This window comes from Pseudomonas sp. RIT623 (assembly GCF_004519305.1).
GTDB lineage: Bacteria > Pseudomonadota > Gammaproteobacteria > Pseudomonadales > Pseudomonadaceae > Aquipseudomonas.
Window position 1 is genome coordinate 20989 of the sequence record NZ_SOZA01000033.1, and the last position, 23061, is coordinate 44049.

Annotated in this window: 18 protein-coding genes and 6 tRNA genes; 2 read left to right on the top strand and 22 right to left on the bottom strand. The window is 65.0% G+C overall.

Annotated features, from left to right (window positions below; all coding sequences use genetic code 11):
- Positions 1-47: 47 nt before the first annotated feature.
- The 11 genes from E3U47_RS19445 to leuC all read right to left on the bottom strand — a co-directional run bounded on the left by E3U47_RS19445 (position 48) and on the right by leuC (position 13877).
- Entirely contained in the window at positions 48-680 is a 633-nt protein-coding gene (locus E3U47_RS19445) for an SPOR domain-containing protein (RefSeq protein ID WP_134693285.1), read from the bottom strand.
- Positions 664-1971: a bifunctional tetrahydrofolate synthase/dihydrofolate synthase gene (gene folC, locus E3U47_RS19450; protein WP_134693286.1), complete on the bottom strand. Its 1308-nt coding sequence runs from the start codon at positions 1969-1971 to the stop codon at positions 664-666. Before folC ends, E3U47_RS19445 begins: the two co-directional genes overlap by 17 nt.
- Entirely contained in the window at positions 1971-2864 is an 894-nt protein-coding gene (gene accD / locus E3U47_RS19455; RefSeq protein WP_134693287.1) for an acetyl-CoA carboxylase, carboxyltransferase subunit beta, read from the bottom strand. The genes folC and accD overlap by 1 nt, the downstream gene beginning before the upstream one ends.
- A 218-nt stretch (positions 2865-3082) precedes the next feature.
- On the bottom strand, positions 3083-3703 hold the full coding sequence (locus E3U47_RS19460; protein ID WP_134693288.1) for a phosphoribosylanthranilate isomerase: 621 nt from the start codon (positions 3701-3703) through the stop codon (positions 3083-3085).
- Between the two features lie 60 nt (positions 3704-3763).
- On the bottom strand, positions 3764-4618 hold the full coding sequence (gene truA / locus E3U47_RS19465) for a tRNA pseudouridine(38-40) synthase TruA (protein WP_134693289.1): 855 nt from the start codon (positions 4616-4618) through the stop codon (positions 3764-3766).
- A 146-nt stretch (positions 4619-4764) separates the two neighbouring features.
- Entirely contained in the window at positions 4765-7437 is a 2673-nt protein-coding gene (locus E3U47_RS19470; RefSeq protein WP_134693290.1) for a FimV/HubP family polar landmark protein, read from the bottom strand.
- Positions 7438-7508: 71 nt separating this feature from the next.
- Positions 7509-8516, bottom strand: a complete 1008-nt coding sequence (locus tag E3U47_RS19475) for an aspartate-semialdehyde dehydrogenase (protein ID WP_134693291.1) — start codon at positions 8514-8516, stop codon at positions 7509-7511.
- A gap of 931 nt (positions 8517-9447) precedes the next feature.
- Positions 9448-10560, bottom strand: a complete 1113-nt coding sequence (asd, locus tag E3U47_RS19480; protein ID WP_134693292.1) for an aspartate-semialdehyde dehydrogenase — start codon at positions 10558-10560, stop codon at positions 9448-9450.
- A 63-nt stretch (positions 10561-10623) separates the two neighbouring features.
- A complete protein-coding gene (gene leuB, locus E3U47_RS19485; protein ID WP_134693293.1) occupies positions 10624-11706 on the bottom strand; it encodes a 3-isopropylmalate dehydrogenase in 1083 nt (360 codons plus the stop codon).
- 99 nt (positions 11707-11805) lie between these two features.
- Complete coding sequence (gene leuD / locus E3U47_RS19490) at positions 11806-12447, bottom strand: 3-isopropylmalate dehydratase small subunit (RefSeq protein WP_134693294.1); 642 nt, start codon at positions 12445-12447, stop codon at positions 11806-11808.
- The gene (leuC, locus tag E3U47_RS19495) at positions 12444-13877 is read right to left on the bottom strand and encodes a 3-isopropylmalate dehydratase large subunit (RefSeq protein ID WP_134693295.1); all 1434 of its coding nucleotides are present in this window, start codon (positions 13875-13877) and stop codon (positions 12444-12446) included. Before leuC ends, leuD begins: the two co-directional genes overlap by 4 nt.
- Before the next feature lie 131 nt (positions 13878-14008).
- On the opposite strand from leuC, the gene E3U47_RS19500 reads away from it, so the two are divergent.
- Together E3U47_RS19500 and E3U47_RS19505 are read left to right on the top strand one after the other, a co-directional pair.
- On the top strand, positions 14009-14887 hold the full coding sequence (locus E3U47_RS19500) for a LysR family transcriptional regulator (RefSeq protein ID WP_134693296.1): 879 nt from the start codon (positions 14009-14011) through the stop codon (positions 14885-14887).
- 50 nt (positions 14888-14937) lie between these two features.
- Positions 14938-18234 (top strand): PAS domain S-box protein, encoded by a 3297-nt coding sequence (locus tag E3U47_RS19505; RefSeq protein WP_134693297.1) that lies wholly within the window; start codon positions 14938-14940, stop codon positions 18232-18234.
- A 185-nt stretch (positions 18235-18419) separates the two neighbouring features.
- On the opposite strand, the gene E3U47_RS19510 is transcribed toward E3U47_RS19505, so the two are convergent.
- The 11 genes from E3U47_RS19510 to E3U47_RS19560 form a co-directional block, all read right to left on the bottom strand.
- Positions 18420-18863, bottom strand: a complete 444-nt coding sequence (locus E3U47_RS19510; protein WP_134693298.1) for an Hsp20 family protein — start codon at positions 18861-18863, stop codon at positions 18420-18422.
- A gap of 182 nt (positions 18864-19045) precedes the next feature.
- A complete protein-coding gene (locus tag E3U47_RS19515; protein ID WP_134693299.1) occupies positions 19046-20017 on the bottom strand; it encodes a tRNA-dihydrouridine synthase in 972 nt (323 codons plus the stop codon).
- 52 nt (positions 20018-20069) lie between these two features.
- The gene (locus E3U47_RS19520) at positions 20070-20504 is read right to left on the bottom strand and encodes a thioesterase family protein (protein ID WP_134693300.1); all 435 of its coding nucleotides are present in this window, start codon (positions 20502-20504) and stop codon (positions 20070-20072) included.
- Between the two features lie 45 nt (positions 20505-20549).
- Positions 20550-21383, bottom strand: a complete 834-nt coding sequence (locus E3U47_RS19525) for an alpha/beta fold hydrolase (protein ID WP_134693301.1) — start codon at positions 21381-21383, stop codon at positions 20550-20552.
- A gap of 25 nt (positions 21384-21408) precedes the next feature.
- Positions 21409-21948 (bottom strand): TetR/AcrR family transcriptional regulator, encoded by a 540-nt coding sequence (locus E3U47_RS19530; RefSeq protein WP_134693302.1) that lies wholly within the window; start codon positions 21946-21948, stop codon positions 21409-21411.
- Positions 21949-22116: 168 nt separating this feature from the next.
- Positions 22117-22192, bottom strand: a tRNA-Glu gene (locus E3U47_RS19535).
- Between the two features lie 41 nt (positions 22193-22233).
- Positions 22234-22309 (bottom strand) — tRNA-Ala (locus tag E3U47_RS19540).
- A gap of 66 nt (positions 22310-22375) precedes the next feature.
- Positions 22376-22451: transfer RNA gene (locus tag E3U47_RS19545), tRNA-Glu, on the bottom strand.
- A gap of 42 nt (positions 22452-22493) precedes the next feature.
- Positions 22494-22569 (bottom strand) — tRNA-Ala (locus E3U47_RS19550).
- Between the two features lie 52 nt (positions 22570-22621).
- Positions 22622-22697: transfer RNA gene (locus E3U47_RS19555), tRNA-Glu, on the bottom strand.
- A 72-nt stretch (positions 22698-22769) separates the two neighbouring features.
- Positions 22770-22845, bottom strand: a tRNA-Ala gene (locus E3U47_RS19560).
- Positions 22846-23061 lie beyond the last annotated feature (216 nt).

Below are 23061 nucleotides of genomic sequence, written 5' to 3' on the forward strand. Positions count from 1 at the left end.
CACAAGGCCGCGCCTACAGGGGGGACGTGCATTTCCCGCGATAGGCGTCAGCCACGCTCGGGCTGGAACCGCACCACGAAACCTTTCAGATTGTGCTGGCGATTGATCACGTCACGCAGCCGCTCAGCCTCGGCGCGCTCGATCAAGGGCCCGACGAACACCCGGTTCATGCCATCGGCCGAGCGGATGTAAGCGTTGTAGCCCTGGCTGCGCAGGGTTTTCTGCAAGGTGTCGGCACCGGCGCGGTTGGACAGGCTGGCCAACTGGATCGACCAGCTCACCGGCAAGCCGTTGACGTCGATCTTCGCTGGCACCGTCGGTTTGGCGGCTGGCGCGCTGGCCACCGGGGCCGGCGCAGTCTTGGGCGCAGGCGCTGGCGCCTGAACCTGGGGCTTGGCCGCCGATGGCGACGGGGCAATCGGCTGGCTGGGCGTGGCCACTGGCGCGCTGGATTCCTCGACCACCACCGGTTCGGGCAATGGCTGCGGCTCGGGCACCGCCACCGGCTCCACCTGCACCTGCGGCAGGCTCGGCATGGCCGGCGCTTGCGGCGCCTCGACGCGCACCTGGCGCATCTCGTCCTCGCGGGTGAACAGCATCGGCAGGAAGATCACCGCCAGCGCCACCAGCACCAGCGCACCGACCATGCGCTGTTTCATCCCTTTATCCAGCACTGCCATCTACTCCATCCTCTGGGACCTGCCGCTCGAGCCAGGCCAAGGCCTCGCCGACGCAGAAAAACGAACCGAACAGCAGGATCTGGTCATCCGCCGTCGCCTGCGCGCACTGCCCTTCGAGCGCAGCAGCAACACTGGCGTAAGACTTCACCGGCGCCCCGAGGTTCGTCAAGGCATCCGCCAGTTCCGCGGCCGGGCGGCTGCGCGGCGTGTGCAGCGGCGCCACCGCCCAGTCGGCGACCTGACCGCGCAGCGGCGCAAGCACGCCGGCCAGGTCCTTGTCGGCCAACAGGCCGAAGACCGCCAGGCGTCGCCCCCTCACCGGGCGCGCAGCCAGGCGACGGGCCAGGTACTCGGCGGCGTGAGGGTTATGGCCGACATCCAGCAACAACTCCACACGCCTGCCCTGGAGCAGCAGCTCACGTCGATCGAGACGGCCGGTGATACGGGTATCCAGCAAAGCCTGACAAACCTTGCCGGCATCCCACGCTAGCCCCATCAGCAGGAAGGCCTGCAAGGCCAAGGCGGCATTCTCCATGGGCAGGTCGAGCAACGGCATGTCACGCAGCTCAACGGGCGAACCGTCGAGCTGGCGACCACGCCAATGCCAGTGGTCAACGCTGCTATCCAGGTCGAAATCACGTCCACGCAGGAACAACGGGCAATCCAGCTCGCGCACCTTGTCCAGCAAGGGTTGCGGAGGATCCAGGTCGCCACACAGGGCCGGCTTGCCGGCGCGGAAGATCCCGGCCTTCTCGAACGCCACCGATTCACGGGTGTCGCCCAGATAATCGGTGTGATCGACGCCGATGCTGGTGACCAGCGAAATATCGGCATCCACCAGGTTGACCGCATCCAGCCGGCCACCCAGGCCGACCTCGAGCACCACGGCATCCAGCGCCGCCTGCCTGAACAGCCAGAACGCCGCCAGGGTGCCCATTTCGAAATAAGTCAGCGAAATCTCGCCCCGCGCCGCCTCGACGGCGGCGAAGGCCTGGCACAGCTGCTCATCGCTGGCCTCGGCGCCATCGAGCAGTACCCGCTCGTTGTAGCGCAGCAGGTGCGGCGAGCTGTAGACCCCGACCTTGAGCCCCTGGGCACGCAACAACGCGGCGACGAAGGCACAGGTCGAACCCTTGCCGTTGGTGCCGGTCACCGTGACCACACGGGGCGCCAGCGTGCCCAGGCCCAGGCGCGCAAGCACCTGTCGCGAACGCTCCAGGCCCATGTCGATGGCCGAAGGGTGCAGTTGTTCGAGGTAGGCGAGCCAGTCGCCCAAGGTGCGCTGGTTCATCACGCGACCGCGGCGACCTCTTTGGCCGCTTCCGGCGTGGCCTGGCCGGTCATTTGCGCCAGCAGGCGAGCCAGGCGCGGACGCAGCTCTTCACGAGAGATGATCAGGTCGATGGCGCCGTGTTCCAGCAGGAACTCGCTGCGCTGGAAGCCTTCCGGCAGTTTTTCGCGCACGGTCTGCTCGATCACCCGTGGGCCGGCGAAGCCGATCAGCGCCTTGGGTTCGCCGACGATCACGTCGCCGAGCATCGCCAGGCTGGCGGACACACCGCCGTAGACCGGGTCGGTCAGCACCGAGATGAACGGGATGCCTTCTTCACGCAGGCGCGCCAGCACCGCGGAGGTCTTGGCCATCTGCATCAGCGAGATCAGTGCTTCCTGCATGCGCGCGCCACCGGAGGCGGAGAAGCAGACCATCGGGCAACGGTGCTCCAGCGCGTAGTTGGCCGCACGCACGAAGCGCTCACCTACGATGGCGCCCATGGAACCGCCCATGAAGGAGAACTCGAAGGCGCTGACCACGATCGGCATGCCCATCAGGGTACCGCTCATGGAGATCAGCGCGTCTTTCTCGCCGGTCTGCTTCTGCGCGGCGGTCAGGCGATCCTTGTACTTCTTGCCGTCGCGGAACTTCAGGCGGTCGACTGGTTCCAGGTCGGCACCCAGTTCGGCGCGGCCTTCGGCATCGAGGAAGATGTCGATACGCGCACGTGCGCCGATGCGCATGTGGTGGTTGCACTTGGGGCAGACGTCGAGGGTCTTTTCCAGCTCCGGACGATACAGCACGGCCTCGCAGGACGGACACTTGTGCCACAGCCCTTCCGGCACCGAGCTCTTCTTCACCTCGGAACGCATGATCGAAGGGATCAGTTTGTCTACCAACCAGTTGCTCATGCTTGCTTTCTCCAGTATTGGCCGGGGGACCCTGACGGCCCTGCCCTGCCCTTGAGCTCAAATTCTTGTGTAAAGCGACGATGGGCCGGCCATGGCCTCGCCATGCACCGCCCCACCTTCAATTTTTCCCCAGCCTGCCCCGCGCACTGGCGCGGCCTGGCAGCACCGGGCTGCGAAAGTTATGGACGATGGCGCGCGGCCAGCCGTCACATCCGCGTTCACGCCTGCTTCACCGCCTGCATGAAGGCCTCGATCTTCGCCGCGTCCTTGATGCCCTTGGCCTGTTCCACTCCGCCGCTGACATCCACCGCGTAGGGGCGCACCTGGCGAATGGCCTGGGCGACGTTGTCCGCCGACAGGCCACCGGCAAGGATGATCGGCTTGCTCAGGCGCTGCGGAATCAGTGACCAGTCGAAGGCTTCGCCGGTCCCCCCCGGCACACCTGGCACATAAGCATCCAGAAGGATGCCACGGGCGCCGGCGTAATGTCGGCAGGCGGCTTCCAGGTCATCCCCGGGACGCACCCGCAGGGCCTTGATCCAAGGACGGTGGTAGCCCTCGCAATCGGCCGGAGCCTCATCGCCGTGGAACTGTAGCAGGTCCAGGGAAACCACCTCGAGGATCTCGTTAAGCTCGCAACGCGATGCGTTGACGAACAAACCAACGGTGGTCACGAACGGCGGCAGCGCGTCGATGATCGCCCGCGCCTGGCGCACGTCCACCGCCCGCGGGCTTTTCGCATAGAAGACGAAACCGAGGGCGTCGGCGCCGGCCTCGACCGCGGCCAGGGCATCCTCGATGCGGGTAATCCCGCAGATCTTGCTGCGAACGTTGCTCATGGGCGGCGAACCTTGGTTGATCGGTGAAAGCGTCGATGGTAGCAAATGCGCCTTGCCCCGTCAGTGCGCCAGCGCCTCGTAGCCGGTAAGAAAGTGTGGGCCGATGTAACGCTGCGGCAAGGCGTACTCCTCGGGGTACTCCACCTGCACCAGGTACAGGCCATAGGGGTGCGCGGTGACCCCGCCCTCACGGCGGTTGCGCCCCTCGAGCACTTCGCGGGCCCATTCCACCGGACGCTCGCCGGCACCGATGGTCATCAGCACGCCGGCGATGTTGCGCACCATGTGGTGCAGGAACGCCGTGGCCCGCACATCGAGCACGATCATCTGGCCATGGCGGGAGACGCGCAGGTGGTGGATATGCTTGATCGGCGACTTGGCCTGGCACTGGCTGGCGCGGAAGGCACTGAAGTCGTGAGTCCCCAACAGGTACTGCGCCGCCATGGCCATGCGCTCGACATCCAGTGGCCGGTGGTTCCAGGTCACCTCCTCGGCCAGGTGCGCCGGGCGGATCGGATCGTTATAGATCACATAGCGGTAGCGCCGCGCACAGGCCTTGAAGCGAGCATGGAAATGCGCCGGCATGGGCGTGGCCCAGACCACGCTGATGTCGTGGGGCAGGTTGTAATTGGTGCCCAGGGTCCAGGCGCGCTGGTCACGCACGGCACGGGTATCGAAATGCACGATCTGCCCGCAGCCGTGCACGCCAGCGTCGGTGCGCCCAGCGCAGATCACGCTGATCGGCTCGTCGGCGACCTTCGACAGCGCCTGCTCCAGCGCCTGCTGGACGCTGGGCACGCCACTGGCCTGGCGCTGCCAGCCGCGATAGCGCGAACCTTTGTATTCCACGCCCAGGGCGATGCGAGTGTAGCCTTCGGCCGCCGATTCGGCGGCGGCGGTGTCGATGATGTCCAAGGGCGGGCAACCTGATGATGTAACCAAAGGCGCGCAGTATAACGACAAACCGCGCCAGGGCCGAAACGATCGCGGGGCAAGCCGCCCCCACAAGCTCTTCGATGAGCTGTGGGGGCGGGCTTGCCCCGCGAGCTTCAACGTCGATCTCAGACCAGTCGGGAGAGCATCTCGTTGGCTTCCTGGCGCTGGCTGTCGTCACCGTCCTTGACCACCTCGTCGAGGATATCGCGGGCGCCCTGGTGGTCGCCCATGTCGATATAGGCGCGAGCCAGGTCGAGCTTGGTGGCCACTTCATCGCTGCCGGAGAAGAAGTCGAAGTCCAGGTCGTCCAACGGCTCGGGCTCTAGCGCTGCGTCTGCGGCGGTGAAGGTCGGCTCAGCCGGCGCGGGCGCCTCGAGGTTCTGCGACAGCTTGTCCAGCTCAGCGTTGACGTCGTCCAGTTCGGAGGCGAAGTTCTTCGCCGCTGGCGAATCGTCCTCCAGCGACAGCGACAAATCGAAGTCGTCGGGCAGCTCCAACTCGGAAATCGGGTCGAACTCGGGCATCGACTCGAATGCCGCCAGTTCCGCGGCCACGTCAACCGGGGCTTCATCGGCGCTGGCCGGTGCCTGCGGCTCGTCGACATTCAGGTCGAAATCGGCCAGGTCGTCGACATTCTGCGGCGTGGCCTGGGCCTGGGCGAGCAGCGCCTCGAAATCGTCGTCGGCGTCGGTAGCCGGGGCGACCGGCGCCGGCGCTGGCTCTTGCGCCACCGGCGCCGTGGCCGGGGCGATGTCCTCCAGGCCCGACAGGTCGAGCGCATCCGCCACCGACAGGTCATCCACCGGCAGGTCGTCATCCAGGCTCAGGTCGAAGGCGCTGTCCAGGTCGGCCTCTTCGATGGCTGGCGCCAGGGCGACTTCAGGCTCGGGGGCGACAACCGGCTCAGGCTCGGCCGGCGCCACGGCTTCAGGTTCGGCTTCAACGACGGCCGGCTCCTGCTCCTGCAGCAGTTCCTGGACGTACTGCTCGTCCATCTCCGCCGCCAAGGCCGCGGCGCCAGCGGCAACGGCGGCGACCCCGAGCATGGCCGGGAAGCGCTCCTTGAGCGAGGCGACCTCGGCCTGATTCTGCTCGTTGTCCTGCAGCTTGCGCTCCTGCCCGGCGAAGGCGTCCTGGTCGCCTTGGCGGGCGTAGACTTCCATCAGTTTCAGGCGCAGGTCGCTGCGCTGCGGGTCGGAGGCCACGGCGGCCTCGAGCAGATCGGCGGCGTGGTTGAGGCGGCCGCGGGCCAGGCTTTCGTCCACCTCGGCAAGCAGCGCCGCGCGCGGATCAACCGCTGGCACAGCCACTTCGGCAGGCGCTGGCGCCGCTGGCTTCTCGGCTGCTGCTGCGGCGGCTGCCGAAGCGGCGACCACGGCCGGCGCCAAGGTCACGCTCGGCGCCGACACGTCCAGGCCTTCGAAGCTGCTCGGTGGCAGGTCCAGGTCGGGGCTACGCTCACCCTCCTCGGCCAGCGCCCGCGCCATGCGCAGGTGCTTCTCGGCCTCCTGCTGGGCCTTGCGCTTGCGTGCCAGGAGCAACAGCAACAGCAGCAGCACCAGGAACGCGGAACCGGCGATCAGCCCTAGCAGCAGCGGGTTGCCCAGCAGTTCGTCGAGCACGCTCGGCGTTTCAGCGGCCGGCACCTCGGCCGCGGCATCCTGTGGCGCGGTGTCGGCGGCGGCCGGCGCCGGACTGACCACCGGCTCGGTCGGTGTCAGCTGGGCGTTGACCGCCGGCTGCGCCGGAGCAGGTTCGCCCGGCAGCGCCGCGGGCGCCGTTGGCGCAGGCGCCGCGCCTTGGGCTTCGAGGCGCGCCAGCTGGTCGTTCTTCAGTTCGATCAGACGCTGCAGCTTGTCCAGCTGACTCTGCAGGTCGGTCATGCGGCTTTTCAGCTCGTCGTTGTCGCGACGGCTGGTGTCGAGGCTTTCCTGGGCCACGGCGAGCTTGTCGCTGAGCGCCTTGGCCTCCCCCGCTGCCGCCTTGCCGCCGGGCGCCACCAGGCGCAGGTTGTCACCCTGGGCGATGCGCGCTGGCGCGGCGCCGGCCTCGCCACGGCGGGTGGCATCCAGTTGCCGGGCTCGCGGGCCAAGGCGACGGCCCTCGCGCCAGGCGGCGTATTGCTCGGCCACCTCACGGTTGGCTTCGGCCTGGGGAATGCTCCGCACCTGCTGTTGATCAGGCAGGCGCAATACCTGCCCGGTCTTGAGCTGGTTGATGTTGTTACCGATGAAGGCATCCGGGTTCAGCGCCTGGATCGCCAGCATGGTCTGCTGGATCGAACCGCCATTGCTGTTGCGCGCGGCGATCTGCCAGAGGGTGTCACGGCGCTTGGTGGTGTAGCTGCCGGCGCTCACTGGCGGAGTGACATTGGCCTGGGCGGCATCGCTGCCCTGGGCCTTGGCCTGGTCGAGCAGCACGCTGTAGTCGCGCAGCAGGCGGCCCTGGGGCCACATGACCTGGACCAGGAACTTGACCACCGGTTCCGGCAACGCCTTGCTGGAGGTGACCCGCAGCACGCTACGCCCGTTGGGGTTGATCACCGGGGTGAAGGTGAGGTCTTCGAGGTAAGGCGGGAAGGCCACCCCGGCCTTGGCGAACTCTTCGGGCGGCGCCAGGCTCGGGGCCATCTGCGCCGCGGTGAGGTCGCGCACGTCGAGCAGTTCGATCTCGGCATCCAGCGGCTGGTTCTGCGCCGACTTCAGGGTCAGCTCCCCCAACCCCAGAGCGTTCGCCACGCCGGACGACAGCGCCGAGGCGGCCGCGATGGCCAGAACCAGTTTGCGAATTCGAAGCATGAACTCTTCCCTTGTAAGAACCGTCCCAAAAACCCTGTTGCGGTGCAGGACAAAATAGCTCGCAGTATCTTTTACGCCATGTGTTTTATCAACAATTGCGCGGTCTGCACGGCGTTGAGCGCCGCGCCCTTGCGCACATTGTCGGTGGTCAGCCAAAGATTGAGCTGCTGGTCTTCATCGACACCATGGCGTACACGTCCAACATAGACCACGTCCTGGCCCACCGCGTCACCCACTGGCGTCGGATAATCGCCGGGCTCGACCAGCTCGATGCTGTCGGCAGCCTCCAACGCGGCGTTGACGGCTGCCAGCTCGACCGGGCGACGGCTCTGCACCGCCACACTGAAGCTATCGCCGAAAAACACCGGGACTTGAATGCAGCTTACGGAAATCTTCAGTTGCGGCAGGTCGAGCAATTGGCGCAGTTCGCCGACCAGCCGGCGCTCTACGGCCGTGTGGCCCTGTTCGTCGGGCGTACCGACCTGGGGCAGCAGGTTGAAGGCGACCTGGCGATCGAAGAAGCGCGGCTCCAGGGGGCGGGCGTTGAGCAGTTCGGCGGTCTGCCGGGCGAGTTCGCTGACCGCTTCGCGGCCCAGTTCTGAAACGGCCAGGCAGGCATTGACCTGCACACGCTCGATATCCAGCAGGCCCTTGAGCGGTGCCAGGGCCACCGCCAGGGCCACCGCGCCGGCGCTCGGGCTAGTGATCCGCGCGGGCTGCGGCAGTTCGGCGATGCGCTCGCCATTGGCTTCCGGGACCAGCGCGGTGGCACCGTCCAACGCGCCGGACAGGTCGATCACCGCGCAGCCGGCGGCGCTGGCCTTGGGCGCGAAGCTGCGGCTGACGGCGGGGCTGGCGGCGAAGAACACCAATTTCACCTGGGCGAAGTCGAAGCTGTCCACCTCGCGGACCTTCAGCTTCTTACCGGCGAACATCACGCTGCTGCCTGCCGATTCCATGCTGGCCAGCAGGTGCAATGTGGCTACCGGGAAGGCCAGTTCCTCGAGGATCTGCACGAGGGATTCACCGACAGTGCCGGTGGCGCCGACTACGGCTATGTCTAGGGCGGGGCTGGTCATGGGATCGGTTCCTTCTGCGGGGGTACGGCGGGGGAGCGGCACTTTACTTGGATTGTGGGGTGGGAGATAGGTTTGGGTTCAGGTTCAGGTTCAGGGCGATTGTTTTGGCTTTTGTATGCGCATTCATTCGCGATGTCGACTTACAGTCACCCTTCCGCCTTTACGGCGGCCCACTTTTGTCTTGGCAAAAGTGGGCAAAACCGTTCGGCTCCGTTCATACGGCCCCTACGCTCCGCTCCGGGGTTCCCTCGCTCCGTTCTTGCTCCCGTGGGTACCGCGCTGTAGGGCCCATCCTGGGCCCCAGCGCTCGACGGCCATCCATGGCCGTCGCCCCACTACGCAAGAACTCCGCTCGGCCTCCTGAAGTCGCAATTTGTGTTGTCTGAACTATCGCGCGCTTAGAAGCAAAATCAAGAGCAGATCAAGAGCAGATCAAGAGCAGATCAAGAGCAGATCAAGAGCAGAGATTTTTGGTTTGTTAGTTGGAAATGTGTTGCCCCGCGATGCGATCCAGAGTTCCTACACATTCAACTAGCGACTAGCTGCACCAGTGCAGGCGCCGCCCCTAACTTCGCGACTTCAGGAGGCCGAACGCAGGCCTTGCGAAGGGAGGTGACGGGCATGGATGCCCGTCAAGCGCTGGGGCCCAGGATGGGCCCTACAGCGCGGTCCTCCCGGGAGCAAGGCCGCAGTGAGGGAACCCGGAGCGAAGCGTAGGGCCGGATGAATGGAGCGCAGCGGCTTTGGTTACTTTGGCCAAGACCAAAGTAACCCGCCGTAAGGGCGGAAAGGTGACTATGCGTCAACATCGCAAATGAATGCGAATAAAATCATCAAAACAAACAACAAACAACGAATCTGACACCCATAAAAAAACCCGCATCACTCTCGCAACACGGGTCCTTCAAAATCCAAGCTCAAACCACCCAGGTCACCGCTCCAGCAAAATCCGCAGCATACGCCGCAGCGGCTCGGCAGCCCCCCACAGCAACTGGTCGCCAACGGTAAAGGCACCGAGATACTGCGACCCCATGTTCAGCTTGCGCAACCGCCCGACCGGCACGTTCAGGGTCCCGGTCACCTTGGTCGGGCTCAGCTCCTGCATGCTGATATCACGCTGGTTAGGTACCAACTTCACCCAAGGGTTGTGCTGGCTGATCATGCCCTCGATATCAGCCAGCGGCACGTCCTTGTTCAGCTTGATGGTCAGCGCCTGGCTGTGGCAACGCATGGCGCCGATGCGCACGCAGATACCATCCACCGGCACCGGGTTCTTGAAGCGACCGAGAATCTTGTTGGTCTCGGCCTGGGCCTTCCACTCTTCACGGCTCTGCCCGTTCGGCAGCTCCTTGTCGATCCACGGAATCAGGCTGCCGGCCAGTGGCACGCCGAAGTTTTCAGTCGGGAACGCTTCGCCACGCATGGCCTCGGCGACCTTGCGGTCGATGTCGAGGATGGCGCTGGCCGGATTGGCCAGGTCATCGGCGACAGCGGCATTGATACCGCCCATCTGGCGGATCAGCTCACGCATGTTCTGCGCGCCGGCACCGGAGGCCGCCTGGTAGGTCATGGCGCTCATCCACTCGACCAGGCCGGCTTCGAACAGCCCACCCAGCCCCATCAGCATCAGGCTGACAGTGCAATTGCCGCCGATGTAGTTCTTGGTGCCCGCATCCAACTGCTGGTCGATGACCTTGCGGTTGACCGGGTCGAGGATGATCACCGCGTCATCCTGCATGCGCAGGGACGAAGCGGCGTCGATCCAGTAACCCTGCCAGCCGGCTTCGCGCAGCTTGGGGAACACTTCGTTGGTGTAGTCGCCGCCCTGGCAGGTCAGGATCACGTCGAGGGTCTTGAGCTCGTCGATGCTGTAGGCGTCCTTGAGCGGGCCAGTATCCTTGCCCACGTTCGGGCCTTGGCCACCGACGTTGGAGGTGGTGAAGAACACCGGTTCGATCAGGTCGAAGTCCTGCTCTTCGAGCATCCGCTGCATGAGCACGGAACCGACCATTCCACGCCAACCGATCAGACCTACACGTTTCATCGCAACTACACCTTTGCTAAAAGTGGGCCGCCACCGGGAGTTTTTGGTGGCGGGCCAGAGAGATTACAGATTCCGCAGCGCTGCGACTACTGCGTCGCCCATTTCCTGCGTGCCCACCTTGCGACAGCCCTCGGAGAAGATGTCGCCAGTGCGCAGGCCCTGGTCCAGCACGCGGCTCACGGCCTGCTCGATCGCCTCGGCGGCGGCCGCCTGGTTGAAGCTGTAGCGCAGCATCATCGACACCGAGAGGATGGTCGCCAGTGGGTTGGCGATACCCTGCCCGGCGATGTCCGGCGCCGAACCGTGGCACGGCTCGTACATGCCCTTGTTGTTGGCATCCAGCGACGCCGACGGCAGCATGCCGATGGAACCGGTGAGCATGGAAGCCTCATCCGACAGAATGTCGCCGAACATGTTGTCGGTGACCATCACGTCGAACTGCTTGGGCGCGCGCACCAACTGCATGGCGGCGTTGTCGACGTACATATGGCTCAGCTCGACATCCGGGTAATCCTTGGCCACGTCCTCGACCACTTCGCGCCACAACTGGCTGGAGGCCAGCACGTTGGCCTTGTCCACCGAACACAGTTTCTTGCCGCGCACACGGGCCATGTCGAAGCCGACACGGGCGATGCGGCGCACTTCGCTTTCGCTGTATGGCAGGGTGTCGTAAGCCTGGCGCTCGCCGTTGTCGAGCTCGCGCTGGCCACGCGGGGCACCGAAGTAGATGCCGCCAGTCAGCTCGCGGACGATGAGGATATCCAGGCCAGAGACGATCTCGGGCTTGAGCGACGAGGCATCGGCCAGTTGCGGATAGAGGATGGCCGGACGCAGGTTGGCGAACAGCCCCAGTTGCGAGCGGATCTTCAGCAGGCCGCGCTCGGGACGGATGTCACGTTCGATCTTGTCCCATTTCGGCCCGCCCACGGCGCCCAGCAGTACCGCGTCGGCCTGGCATGCGCGTTCCAGGGTTTCGTCGGCCAGCGGCACGCCGTGCTTGTCGATGGCGGCGCCGCCGATCACGTCATGGGCCAAGGTGAAACCGAGCTGGAACTTGTCGTTGGCCAGCTCCAGCACCTTGACCGCCTCGGCCATGATTTCCGGGCCGATGCCATCACCAGGGAGAATCAGAATCTGCTTGCTCATGCGTTCCTCTATCCAATCAAGCGGCGCGCCCTACGGGCGCGCCGGAAAACTCAGTGTCCAATGGGTCTTAACGCGAAACAAGCCCGCCGCCACCGGCGATCAATCGCGGAACAACCAAGGCTGGCTGGCGCGGTGGCGCCCTTCGAACGCCTTGATCGCCGCGCTGTCCTGCAGGGTCAGGCCAATATCATCAAGGCCGTTGAGCAAGCAATGCTTGCGGAAGGCATCGATCTCGAACTTCAGCACCTTGCCGTCCGGGCGGGTCACCGCCTGGGCCTCGAGGTCGATGGTCAGCTGGTACCCCGGGTTAGCCTCGACCTGCTTGAACAGTTCATCGACTTCAGCGGCGTCGAGAATGATCGGCAACAGGCCGTTCTTGAAGCTGTTGTTGAAGAAAATGTCGGCAAAGCTCGGCGCGATCACGCTACGGAAGCCGTATTCATCCAGCGCCCATGGGGCATGCTCACGGCTTGAGCCGCAACCGAAGTTCTCACGGGCCAGCAAAACGCTGGCCCCCTGATAACGGGCGTGGTTGAGCACGAACTCCTGGTTCAACGGGCGTTTGCTGTTGTCCTGGTAGGGCTGGCCCACGTCCAGGTAGCGCCACTCATCGAACAGGTTGGGGCCGAAGCCGGTGCGCTTGATCGACTTGAGAAACTGCTTGGGAATGATCTGGTCAGTGTCGACGTTGGCACGATCCAATGGCGCTACAAGACCGGTGTGCTGAGTAAAGGCTTTCATGCTGCGCTCCCTTGGATCAACTCGCGGACGTCGATGAAGTGGCCGGTCACCGCGGCGGCGGCGGCCATGGCCGGGCTGACCAGGTGGGTACGGCCACCGGCGCCCTGGCGACCCTCGAAGTTGCGGTTGGAGGTGGACGCGCAATGCTCGCCGCTCTCCAGGCGGTCCGGGTTCATCGCCAGGCACATCGAGCAGCCAGGCTCACGCCACTCGAAACCAGCCTCGAGGAAGATCTTGTCCAACCCTTCGCGCTCGGCCTGGGCCTTGACCAGGCCCGAGCCCGGCACGACGATGGCTTGCTTGACACTGGCGGCAACCTTGCGGCCCTTGGCGATCTCGGCGGCGGCGCGCAGGTCCTCGATACGCGAGTTGGTGCACGAACCGATGAACACGCGGTCGAGCTTGATATCGGTGATCGCCTGGTTGGCGCTCAAGCCCATGTATTTCAACGCCCGCTCGATCGAGCCACGCTTGATCAGGTCGGCCTCGGCGGCCGGGTCCGGCACACGCTGGTCCACCGCAAGCACCATCTCGGGTGAGGTGCCCCAGCTGACTTGCGGCTTGATCTGCGCGGCATCCAGCTCGACAACGGTGTCGAACACCGCATCCGCGTCAGACACCAGGTCTTTCCAGGCCTCTACCGCGCGCGTCCATTGCTCGCCCTTGGGCGCATAGGGACGCCCCTCGACATAGGCAACGGTGGTCGCATCGGTGGCCACCAGGCCGACACGCGCGCCGGCCTCGATGGACATGTTGCAGATGGTCATGCGGCCTTCCATCGACAGCTCACGGATGGCGCTGCCGGCGAATTCCATGGCATGGCCATTGCCCCCGGCGGTGCCGATCTTGCCGATCACGGCAAGGACGATGTCCTTGGCGGTGACGCCGTCGGGCAACTGGCCTTCGACGCGCACCAGCATGTTCTTCATTTTCTTGGCCACCAGGCACTGGGTGGCGAGCACGTGCTCGACCTCGGAGGTGCCGATGCCATGGGCCAGGGCGCCGAACGCGCCGTGGGTGGAGGTGTGCGAGTCGCCACAGACCACGGTCATGCCCGGCAAGGTGGCGCCCTGCTCCGGGCTGATGACGTGGACGATGCCCTGACGCTCGTCATTCATCTTGAATTCGACGATGCCATATTCGTCACAGTTCTCGTCGAGGGTCTGCACCTGCAGGCGCGACACTTGGTCGACGATGGCCTCGATGCCGCCCTTGCGCTCTGGCGTGGTCGGCACGTTGTGGTCGGGGGTGGCGATGTTGGCATCGATGCGCCAAGGCTTGCGCCCGGCCAGACGCAGGCCTTCGAACGCCTGGGGCGAGGTCACTTCGTGGATGATGTGGCGATCGATGTAGATCAAGGAAGAGCCGTCATCGCGGCGCTTGACCTCATGAGCTTCCCAGAGTTTGTCGTAGAGCGTTTTGCCAGCCATCAGACTGTTCCTCATCAGCGTCTTTCTATGCCAAAGACCCCTTGGCTTGTACGGACGATGCTATGGCGATAGATTGAATAACTCAAATTCATAATTTTCATGCTTTGCATAACCATCAGGAATTTAAATAGATGGACCTGGCCAACCTCAGCGCCTTCATCGCCATCGCCGAAACCGGCAGTTTCTCTGGCGCCGGCGAACGCCTGCACCTGACCCAGCCGGCCATCAGCAAGCGCATCGCCGGGCTCGAGCAGCAACTGGACGTACGCCTGTTCGACCGCCTAGGCCGCGAGGTGACCCTGACCGAGGCCGGTCGCGCCCTGCTGCCCCGCGCCTACCAGATCCTCAATGTGCTCGACGATACGCGCCGCGCGCTGACCAACCTCAGCGGGGCGGTGAGCGGTCGCCTGACCCTCGCCACCAGCCACCATATCGGCCTGCACCGCCTGCCACCGCTGCTGCGCGCCTTTACCCGCCAGTACCCGGCGGTGGCGCTGGACATCGAGTTCCTCGACTCCGAGGCGGCCTACGACGAAGTGCTGCATGGCCGCGCCGAGATTGCCGTGATTACCCTGGCGCCCGAGCCACACCACCTGGTGCGCGCCGTGCCGGTATGGGACGACGCCCTGGATTTCGTCGCCTCGCCCGAGCATCCGCTGGCCAGCAACGCCAGCGTGAGCCTGGCCGATGTGGCCCGCCACCCGGCGGTCTTCCCCGGCGGCAACACCTTCACCCACCATATCGTTCAGCGGTTGTTCGAAAGCCAGGGCCTGGCGCCGAACATCGCCATGAGCACCAACTACCTGGAAACCATCAAGATGATGGTTTCCATCGGCCTGGCCTGGAGCGTGCTGCCGCGCACCATGCTCGACGAACAGGTGGCGCCCATCGCCCTGCCGGGCATACAGCTGTCGCGCCAGCTAGGCTACATTCTGCACACGGAGCGTACGCTGTCGAACGCGGCCAGGGCCTTCATGGCACTGCTCGACAGCCACGCAGGGTCCGCCTGACCGGTCGTCAGCGCTACAGGGAAGCTTCATTCGCCAAAGGTCTGGTACCGATGCCCAAATCAGCAAACCGCTTTGCGCGCCTACCCCGCATTCCGGCGGCCGACCCCCAGGAATCGGAGCAGGCCTGGCAGAACGCGCCACAATTGCTCGCCGCGCTCAACGGCGCCCGCCTGGGCGCCTGGCTGTGGGACATCGAGAGCGGTCGGGTCAGTTGGTCACGCGGCACCCAGGCGCTGTTCGGTTTCGACCCGCAACGCCCGTTGCCCAACGACATCGACTACCTCGACCTGCTGCCCGAGGAAGATCGCGCCCGCACCCGCCAGGCGTTCCAGGCGGTGGTCAACGGCGAACCGATCGAGCAGGCCATGCGCCATCGCATCCAGTGGCCCGACGGCAGCATGCACTGGCTGGAGATCAACGGCAGCCTGACCCACGACGCCAATGGCCGGCCGCAGATGATCGGGGTAATCCGCGAGATCACTCGCCAGCGCGAGCGGGAAACCGCGCTGATCAACTCGGAGAAGCGCTTCGCCACGCTGTTTCATCTGAGCCCCAACGCCATCCTCCTAACCCGCCGCCACGACGGCCTGATCATCGAGGTCAACCAGCACTTCGAGCACATGTTCGGCTGGCCAGGGGCCCAGGTGGTCGGCAAGACCAGCCTGGAACTGGGCCTGTGGGTCAACCCCGAGCAACGCCACCAGGTGCTGGACGCCACCCGTGCCGGCAGCGGCCCGTTGACCCTGGAGGTGCAGTTCCGCGCCACCAGCGGCAAGATCCACGACGGCATCCTCTGCACCCAGGGCATCGAGATGGAGGGGGTCACCTACTTGATCAGCACCTTCGTCGACACCAGCGAGCACAAGCGCGCCGAACAAGCGCTCAAGGACAGCCAGGAGCGCCTCGACCTGGCCCTGGACTCGGCCCAACTGGGCACCTGGGACTGGCACATCCCCAGCGGCATGCTCTACGGCTCCGCCCGCGCCGCCCAACTGCACGGCCTGGACCCGGTGCCGTTCCACGAATCGTTCGAGGCGTTCTTCGAAGGCGTGCCCGAACAGGAGCGCAACGCCATGCGCCAGGCTTACCGCAGCCTGCGTGAAGGGCCCGCCGGCAACTACCAGATCACCTACCAGGTGCAACTGGACAACGGCGCCTCACGCTATATCGAAAGCCGCGCGCGGCTGTACCGCGATGACCAGGGCAACCCGCTGCGCATGGCCGGCACCCTGCTCGACATCACCGAACAAGTCGAGCGCGAGCAGCGCCTGAGCGCCTCGGAAGAGAAATTCGCCAGCCTGTTCCAGGTCAGCCCCGACCCGATCTGCGTGACCCGCCAGGACACCGGCCAGTTCATCGAGATCAATCCGGCCTTCAGCCAGACCTTCGGCTGGAGCACCGCACAGGTGCTCGGCCACACCGCCGAGGAGCTAAGCCTGTGGGCCGAATCGGCTGAACGCGCGCAGCGCATCGAACGGGTGATCCGCGACCAGGCCCTGAGCAACGTGGCGGTGGGAGTCAACCATCGCAACGGCACGCCCCTGACCTGCGTGATCTCCAGCCGCCTGATCAGCGTCGATGGCCAGCCCTGCAGCGTCACCACCCTGCGCGACATCACCCAGCAACAGCGCGCCGAGGCCGCGCTTAAGGCCAGCGAGGAGAAATTCGCCAAGGCCTTCCACTCCAGCCCCGACGCCATCACCATCACCGAGCGCCAGAGCGGACGCTACCTGGAGGTCAACGACGGGTTCAGCCGCCTGACCGGCTACAGCGCCGCCGAGGTGGTCGGGCGCACGGTGTACGAGATCGGCATCTGGGCCGACGAGAAGCAGCGCGGCGCCCTGCTCAACGAACTGCGCGAACGTGGCCGCGTGCACCACCGGGAAATGCTCGGGCGCAACAAGCGCGGCGACATTCTCACCGTGGAAGTCTCGGTGGAGCCGATCAGCCTCAACGAAACCGACTGCCTGCTGCTCACCGCCCGCGATGTCAGCCTGCTGAAGAACGCCCAGGCGCAGATCCGCCACTTGGCCTACCATGACCCGCTGACCAACCTGCCCAATCGCGCCCTGCTGATGGACCGCCTGAGCCAGCAGATCGCCCTGCTCAAGCGCCACAACCTGCGCGGCGCGCTGTTGTTCCTCGACCTTGACCACTTCAAGCACATCAACGACTCGCTGGGCCACCCAGTGGGCGACACGGTGCTGAAGATCATCACCGCGCGCCTGGAGGCCAGCGTGCGCCTGGAGGACACCGTGGCGCGCCTGGGCGGCGACGAGTTCGTGGTGCTGCTCAGTGGTCTTGAAGGCAGTCGCGAGCTGGTGGAGGGCAAGGTCCGGGAACTAGCCGACACCCTGCGCGAGCTGCTGGCCGAGCCCATGTCGCTGGACGGCCAGCGCCTGCAGGTGACGCCGAGCATCGGCGTGGCGCTGATCCCCGACCACGGCGCCACCCCGGCCGACCTGCTCAAGCGCGCCGACATCGCCCTGTACCGGGCCAAGGACTCCGGGCGCAACACTACCCAGCTGTTCCACACCACCATGCAAAAGGCCGCCAGCGAGCGCCTGCGCATGGAGAGCGACCTGCGCCTGGCCCTGGCCCGGGGCGAGCTGGCGCTGCACTTCCAACCCCAGGTCGACGCCCGCGACAATCGCATCGTCGGCGCCGAGGTGCTGCTGCGCTGGCACCACCCGCAACTGGGCCAGCAACCGCCGGCGCAGTTTATCCAGGTACTCGAGGAAAGCGGCCTGATCCTCGAAGTTGGCAGCTGGATCCTCGACGAAGCTTGCGATGCCTGCGCGCGCATGCTGGCCGACGGCTTGATCGACGCCAACGACTTCAGCCTGTGCGTCAACATCAGCCCACGGCAATTTCGCCAGAACGACTTCGTCGAGCGGGTACTGCGCAGCCTGGACGACTTCCGCCTGCCCCGGCACATCCTCAAGCTGGAGATCACCGAGGGCATCGTCATCCAGAACCTCGAAGACACCATCAGCAAGATGCGCGAACTCAAGCGCTACGGCGTGAGCTTCGCCATGGACGATTTCGGCACCGGTTATTCGTCGCTGACCTACCTCAAGCGCCTGCCGGTGGACACGCTGAAGATAGACCAGACCTTCGTGCGCGACGCCCCGGTAGACCCCAACGACGCCGAGATCGTCCGCGCCATCGTCGCCATGGCCCGCAGCCTGGAACTGACGGTGATCGCCGAGGGCGTCGAGCTCAGCGAGCAGCTGGAATTCCTCGAGCGGCTGGGCTGCCATTTATACCAGGGCTACCTGCATAGCCGGCCATTACCCCTGCCGGAGTTCCGCCAGATGCTGCTGGAAACACCAGCGGATTACTGAAAACCACGCGCCCCTGCAGGAGCGGCCTGGTGTCGCGAAAGGGGTGCGAAACGCCCCGGATTCGTGCATCAAGCTGATATCGCCGGGGCCGCCATGCGGCCCTTTCGCGACACAAGGCCGCTCCTACAGGGGCCTGCAAAGCAGAAAGGGCACCCGCAGGTGCCCTTTCATTCATCCCGCCGAACTCAGTTCAGCGCAGGCTTTTCGCCATTGATCGGGATGCGCTTGGCCTTGGCCTCTTCCGGCACCACGCGCAGCAGCTCGATGCTGAGCAAGCCGTTGGCCAGGCCAGCGCCCTTGACCTCGATGTGGTCGGCCAGGCGGAACGACAGCTTGAAGGCGCGCTGGGCAATGCCCTGGTGCAGGAAGGTGACGCCTTCGCTGCTGTTGTCGCGCTTGCCGCCGATAACGGTGAGGACGCCTTTTTCAACCTGCAGGTCGAGATCCTGTTCCTGGAAGCCGGCGGCGGCAACCACGATGCGGTATTGATCATCGCCATGCTTTTCCACGTTGTAGGGCGGGTAGCTGCTACCGGCCTCGTTACGTGCGGCGGCTTCGAACAGGTCGTTGAAACGGTCGAAACCCACAGAGTTGCGGAAAAGAGGTGCGAGAGAGAAAGCGGTGGTCATGGTCATGAACTCCTGAGATTCAGCAAGTAAAGTCATTACGCGACCCGACTTCGGCATCGCGTACTCAAGAGATATGTCCGGGCGAAAGGCTTTCAAGGGCTGGGCTGAAAAAATTCACGATCGAGTGAAACTCATCGCCATATGGCTTCACGGGAGCGGGCTTGCCCCGCGATAGAGCCAGCTCAGGCGACACATGCCTCGACAGCCTGCATCTGCACCCCCAGCAAGCCACTGATCCGCTGGCAGTCATCCTCCCGACGCAACTCGGCGAACAACGCCACCGCCTCGGGGTAGCCACGGGTCAGCATGGCCAGCCACTGCTTCATCCGTCCCGGCGCGTAGCGCGGCGACAGCTTGGCCTGGGCCTGGCGCCAGAACTCGCGCAGCAGCGGCAGCAGCTCTTCCCAACTCATCGGCTGGTACTCGACGCCATCACGGGCCGCGGCGATCTGCAGGGCCAGGTCCGGGCGCGACACCAGCCCACGCCCCAGCATGATGTCCTCGGCTCCACTGACCTCACGGCAGCGCCGCCAATCGTCGACGGTCCAGATCTCGCCATTGGCGAACACCGGCACCTTGACCACATCCTGCACCCGCGCCACCCATTCCCAATGGGCCGGTGGCTTGTAACCCTCGACCTTGGTACGCGCATGCACCACCAGGTGCGCCGAGCCGCCCTCGGCCAAGGCCCGGGCACAATCGAGCGCGCCATCGGGGCTGTCGTAGCCCAGGCGCATCTTGGCCGTGACCGGGATATGCGCCGGCACCGCGCGGCGCACCTCACACAGGATCGCATGCAGTAATTCCGGCTCCTTGAGCAGCACCGCCCCGCCCCGCGACTTATTGACGGTCTTGGCCGGGCAGCCGAAGTTCAGGTCGATCACCGGCGCGCCCAGCTCGCAGGCCAGGGCCGCATTCTCGGCCAGGCACACCGGGTCGGAGCCAAGCAGCTGCACGCGCATCGGCACGCCTGCCGCCGTGCGCGCGCCCTGGCGCAGCTCCGGAGCCAGCTTGTCGAACGACGACGCCGGCAGCAGGCGGTCGCAGACGCGAATGAACTCGGTGACGCACCAATCGATGCCGCCCACCCGGGTCAGGACGTCGCGCAGGATGTTGTCGACCAGCCCCTCCATGGGGGCCAGGGCAATTTGCATGTCAGGGTCTCGCCGCGAAAAAGGCCGCAGTCTAGCAAAAATCCGCCGCCGTTCAGCTGCCGATCAGCGCCGGGCCGTAACCGTCGAGGAACTCCGCCGGCATGCGCCGCGGCTTGCCGCTGGACAGCTCGATGCAGGCGAAGGTGGTCTGCGCGCGCAGCAAAGTGACACCGTCCCCCGGGCGCTTGAGCTGGAAACGCCGGGTCATGCGCAGGCGCTGGTCCCAGTCGATGATCCAGGTGGCCAGTTGCAACTCGTCGTCTTCGTAGGCGGCGGCGAGGTAGTCGATTTCATGGCGGACCACCGCCATGGCCCGGTCCAGGCGCCGGTACTCGGCCAGGTCCAGGCCCAGGCGCTGGGAATGGCGCCAGGCGCAACGCTCCAGCCAGGTGACGTAGACGGCGTTGTTGGCGTGGCCGAGGCCATCGATGTCCTCGCTGCCGACCCGAAGGTCGATAATGAATGGTGCTGCCAGATCCCAGCTCATGCCCGCTCCCGCGATTCCAGTGACCGGCCAGAGTGTAACGGATGCTCAGGCGCTTTGCCGCGCGCGCTGGGTGCTGCGCGCCAGCAGCTCCAGCACGGCCTGGCCCAGGCGTGGATCGGCCAGCAGCCGCAGGTGGCCACCCTCCTCGAGCAATAGCAGGCGGCTGTCGAACCACGCCTTGTGGATCAGCGGCGCTTCGCTGGCCAGAACCAGCTTGTCGTCCTCGGCATGCACCACCAGCCCGGGTATGTCCAACTGGTAGCCACTGACATCGAGACGGCTGATCTGCACCCCGACATCGCGCTCCACCTGGCGTATGAACGCCGCCCGGGCGCGCGCCGGCAGGCCAAGCCGCCGGGCGAAACCGCGCAACACCCCAAGCAGCTGCGCCGGCGCGGCGATACTGACCGCGGCATCGGTGCGCAGCCCCCATTGCAGGGCCAGCAACAGGCTGGCGCCACCCATGGAATGGCCGATCACGGCGCGCAACGGCGGCAGTTCGGCCGCCGCTTCCAGCAGGGCGCGGGCGAACAACACCACATTGGCCTTCTCACCCGGTGAACGGCCGTGCCCCGGCCCGTCCAGCGACACCACGGTGTGCCCGCTGTCGACCAGGGTTTCGATCAACGCGGCAAACTGGGTCGGCCGCCCTTCCCAACCATGCAGCAACAGCACGGTCGGACCCTGCCCCCAGCGCAATGCCGACAGACCGAAGCGCAGGGTGATGCGTTCGGCCTTGGCCAGCAGTGGCAACTCCCACGGTTTGGGCGGCAGACTTCGCGGGCTCATGAAGGCGCGGTGCATCCTGCCGGCGACATGTTCGGGGGCCAAGTGGCCGAGAGTGCCGTTGACACGGCGAATCCAGCTAAGGGTGGTCATCGCCTTGCTCCAGGGGTCAGGAGGTTCAGATCACTGCCGATTTGGCAGCACGCAGGATCCGGTCGGACAGCTCGCCAGGCCCCAGGGCACGGGCCAAAGACAAGCCACCGATCATCAGGGCCAGGTCGGCGAGCGCTTTGTCGATGTCTTCCGGGCGGTCGACCATTTGCGCGGTCATCAGCTCGATGTGCTCGCCCAGCACCTCACGGAAAGCATCCGGCAGGCGCTGCATCTCGCCCAGGGCGCTGGGGATGGGGCAAGCCTGCACTTCAGTGTCACGGTGCTTGCGCGACAGGTAGAACGCCGCAGCCAATGCCCGCCGCTCGGTACCCACCAGGTTCGGGTCGAGCTGGGCCAGCAAGGCCCGACGCTCATCGAGCAATTGACGAAACGCCTCGAGCATCAACTCGTCCTTGCTCTGGAAGTGAGCGTAGAAGCCCCCCACGGTCAACCCGGCAGCGCCCATCACCTGGCTGACGCTTGGCTCGGCGGGCCCCTGCTGGATCACCGCAGCGCGGGCAGCCTCGAGGATCCGTTCGCGGGTTTGGCTCTTTTTGTCGCTCATGGCTCACCTCGAATATTATGATCGACATATTATGCTTATAATATTTATTGGCAAGCAGAATTTTCGGCCTGGGTTCGCCGCGGCAGCTTTTGGGAGGACGGAAAAAACAAAAGGCCCATTCAATAATCGAATGAGCCTTATAAGTCCCGCAAAACGCGGGTAAAAAATTGGCGTCCCCTAGGGGACTCGAACCCCTGTTACCGCCGTGAAAGGGCGGTGTCCTAGGCCACTAGACGAAGGGGACATAACCTTCGTGCCGTTACGTTTTCACGCAACGCGGCGAATTGGTGGAGCTAAGCGGGATCGAACCGCTGACCTCCTGCATGCCATGCAGGCGCTCTCCCAGCTGAGCTATAGCCCCGAGTAAAACAAAAGGCTCATCCATCTGATGATGAGCCTTTCAACTCCCGCAAAACGCGGGTAAAAGTGGCGTCCCCTAGGGGACTCGAACCCCTGTTACCGCCGTGAAAGGGCGGTGTCCTAGGCCACTAGACGAAGGGGACGTAACCTTCGTGCCGACCCGCTTTCGCGAATCGCGGCAAAATTGGTGGAGCTAAGCGGGATCGAACCGCTGACCTCCTGCATGCCATGCAGGCGCTCTCCCAGCTGAGCTATAGCCCCGGATTTCTAGCCTCTCGGCCCAGCGACATGTTGAACATCGCTTGTGCAAAACTGGCGTCCCCTAGGGGACTCGAACCCCTGTTACCGCCGTGAAAGGGCGGTGTCCTAGGCCACTAGACGAAGGGGACGAACCTTCTTACCTTCAAGACCCGTTTGCTGGAACCGGTCTTGCCTGACAGCCTTGGCCATCAAGCGGAATTTGGTGGAGCTAAGCGGGATCGAACCGCTGACCTCCTGCATGCCATGCAGGCGCTCTCCCAGCTGAGCTATAGCCCCACAATGTCGCTCTGAACCGAAGCGCTGGCTGGGTGCCTGGCGTTTCGTTTGCGTTCATCGCTGTGGACGGGGCGCATATTAAGATCGGATTACGAGGCTGTCAAACGAATTTTTGAAATTATTCAAAATTTTTTTCACAGATAACAATCACTTACCGCCCTGCCCCGGTGTACTTCGCAGCCACGGCCCGTGTAGGAGCGGCCTTGTGTCGCGAAA